Source organism: Pseudomonas sp. GW821-FHT07B01 (assembly GCF_059419065.1).
In genome coordinates this window covers 1-3,079 of sequence record NZ_JBWKRA010000049.1, presented here as the reverse complement: position 1 = coordinate 3,079, position 3,079 = coordinate 1, and the positions used below count along the sequence as shown (strand labels likewise).

Annotated in this window: 1 rRNA gene; it reads left to right on the top strand. The window is 51.4% G+C overall.

From position 1 onward, the window contains the following. The first annotated feature begins 64 nt into the window (after positions 1-64). Positions 65-2,956: ribosomal RNA gene (locus AC07S6_RS27275) — 23S ribosomal RNA — on the top strand. Positions 2,957-3,079 lie beyond the last annotated feature (123 nt).

The window sequence follows — 3,079 nt, the reverse complement described above, 5'->3', positions numbered from 1 at the left end:
TGAGAAATTCGAATTTTCGGCGAATGTCGTCTTCACAGTATAACCAGATTGCTTGGGGTTATATGGTCAAGTGAAGAAGCGCATACGGTGGATGCCTTGGCAGTCAGAGGCGATGAAAGACGTGGTAGCCTGCGAAAAGCTTCGGGGAGTCGGCAAACAGACTTTGATCCGGAGATGTCTGAATGGGGGAACCCAGCCATCATAAGATGGTTATCTTGTACTGAATACATAGGTGCAAGAGGCGAACCAGGGGAACTGAAACATCTAAGTACCCTGAGGAAAAGAAATCAACCGAGATTCCCTTAGTAGTGGCGAGCGAACGGGGACTAGCCCTTAAGTGGCTTTGAGATTAGCGGAACGCTCTGGAAAGTGCGGCCATAGTGGGTGATAGCCCTGTACGCGAAAATCTCTTAGTCATGAAATCGAGTAGGACGGAGCACGAGAAACTTTGTCTGAATATGGGGGGACCATCCTCCAAGGCTAAATACTACTGACTGACCGATAGTGAACTAGTACCGTGAGGGAAAGGCGAAAAGAACCCCGGAGAGGGGAGTGAAATAGATCCTGAAACCGTATGCGTACAAGCAGTGGGAGCCCACTTTGTTGGGTGACTGCGTACCTTTTGTATAATGGGTCAGCGACTTATTTTCAGTGGCGAGCTTAACCGAATAGGGGAGGCGTAGCGAAAGCGAGTCTTAATAGGGCGTCTAGTCGCTGGGAATAGACCCGAAACCGGGCGATCTATCCATGGGCAGGTTGAAGGTTGGGTAACACTAACTGGAGGACCGAACCGACTACCGTTGAAAAGTTAGCGGATGACCTGTGGATCGGAGTGAAAGGCTAATCAAGCTCGGAGATAGCTGGTTCTCCTCGAAAGCTATTTAGGTAGCGCCTCATGTATCACTGTAGGGGGTAGAGCACTGTTTCGGCTAGGGGGTCATCCCGACTTACCAAACCGATGCAAACTCCGAATACCTACAAGTGCCGAGCATGGGAGACACACGGCGGGTGCTAACGTCCGTCGTGAAAAGGGAAACAACCCAGACCGTCAGCTAAGGTCCCAAAGTTATGGTTAAGTGGGAAACGATGTGGGAAGGCTTAGACAGCTAGGAGGTTGGCTTAGAAGCAGCCACCCTTTAAAGAAAGCGTAATAGCTCACTAGTCGAGTCGGCCTGCGCGGAAGATGTAACGGGGCTCAAACCATACACCGAAGCTACGGGTATCACGTAAGTGATGCGGTAGAGGAGCGTTCTGTAAGCCTGTGAAGGTGAGTTGAGAAGCTTGCTGGAGGTATCAGAAGTGCGAATGCTGACATGAGTAACGATAATGGGTGTGAAAAACACCCACGCCGAAAGACCAAGGTTTCCTGCGCAACGTTAATCGACGCAGGGTTAGTCGGTCCCTAAGGCGAGGCTGAAAAGCGTAGTCGATGGAAAACAGGTTAATATTCCTGTACTTCTGGTTATTGCGATGGAGGGACGGAGAAGGCTAGGCCAGCTTGGCGTTGGTTGTCCAAGTTTAAGGTGGTAGGCTGGAATCTTAGGTAAATCCGGGATTCTAAGGCCGAGAGCTGATGACGAGTTACCTTTTAGGTAACGAAGTGGTTGATGCCATGCTTCCAAGAAAAGCTTCTAAGCTTCAGGTAACCAGGAACCGTACCCCAAACCGACACAGGTGGTTGGGTAGAGAATACCAAGGCGCTTGAGAGAACTCGGGTGAAGGAACTAGGCAAAATGGCACCGTAACTTCGGGAGAAGGTGCGCCGGTGAGGGTGAAGGACTTGCTCCGTAAGCTCATGCCGGTCGAAGATACCAGGCCGCTGCGACTGTTTATTAAAAACACAGCACTCTGCAAACACGAAAGTGGACGTATAGGGTGTGACGCCTGCCCGGTGCCGGAAGGTTAATTGATGGGGTTAGCTAACGCGAAGCTCTTGATCGAAGCCCCGGTAAACGGCGGCCGTAACTATAACGGTCCTAAGGTAGCGAAATTCCTTGTCGGGTAAGTTCCGACCTGCACGAATGGCGTAACGATGGCGGCGCTGTCTCCACCCGAGACTCAGTGAAATTGAAATCGCTGTGAAGATGCAGTGTATCCGCGGCTAGACGGAAAGACCCCGTGAACCTTTACTATAGCTTTGCACTGGACTTTGAATTTGCTTGTGTAGGATAGGTGGGAGGCTTTGAAGCGTGGACGCCAGTCTGCGTGGAGCCATCCTTGAAATACCACCCTGGCAACTTTGAGGTTCTAACTCAGGTCCGTTATCCGGATCGAGGACAGTGTATGGTGGGTAGTTTGACTGGGGCGGTCTCCTCCTAAAGAGTAACGGAGGAGTACGAAGGTGCGCTCAGACCGGTCGGAAATCGGTCGTAGAGTATAAAGGCAAAAGCGCGCTTGACTGCGAGACAGACACGTCGAGCAGGTACGAAAGTAGGTCTTAGTGATCCGGTGGTTCTGTATGGAAGGGCCATCGCTCAACGGATAAAAGGTACTCCGGGGATAACAGGCTGATACCGCCCAAGAGTTCATATCGACGGCGGTGTTTGGCACCTCGATGTCGGCTCATCACATCCTGGGGCTGAAGCCGGTCCCAAGGGTATGGCTGTTCGCCATTTAAAGTGGTACGCGAGCTGGGTTTAGAACGTCGTGAGACAGTTCGGTCCCTATCTGCCGTGGACGTTTGAGATTTGAGAGGGGCTGCTCCTAGTACGAGAGGACCGGAGTGGACGAACCTCTGGTGTTCCGGTTGTCACGCCAGTGGCATTGCCGGGTAGCTATGTTCGGAATAGATAACCGCTGAAAGCATCTAAGCGGGAAACTAGCCTCAAGATGAGATCTCACTGGAACCTTGAGTTCCCTGAAGGGCCGTCGAAGACTACGACGTTGATAGGTTGGGTGTGTAAGCGCTGTGAGGCGTTGAGCTAACCAATACTAATTGCCCGTGAGGCTTGACCATATAACACCCAAGCAATTTGCGAACTCGAAAGAGACCAGATTGCGGTGTGTGAAGACGCAATGAACCGAAAGTTCGACGCTCACAAAACACCACGATCTATCACATACCCAATTTGCTGAAGCG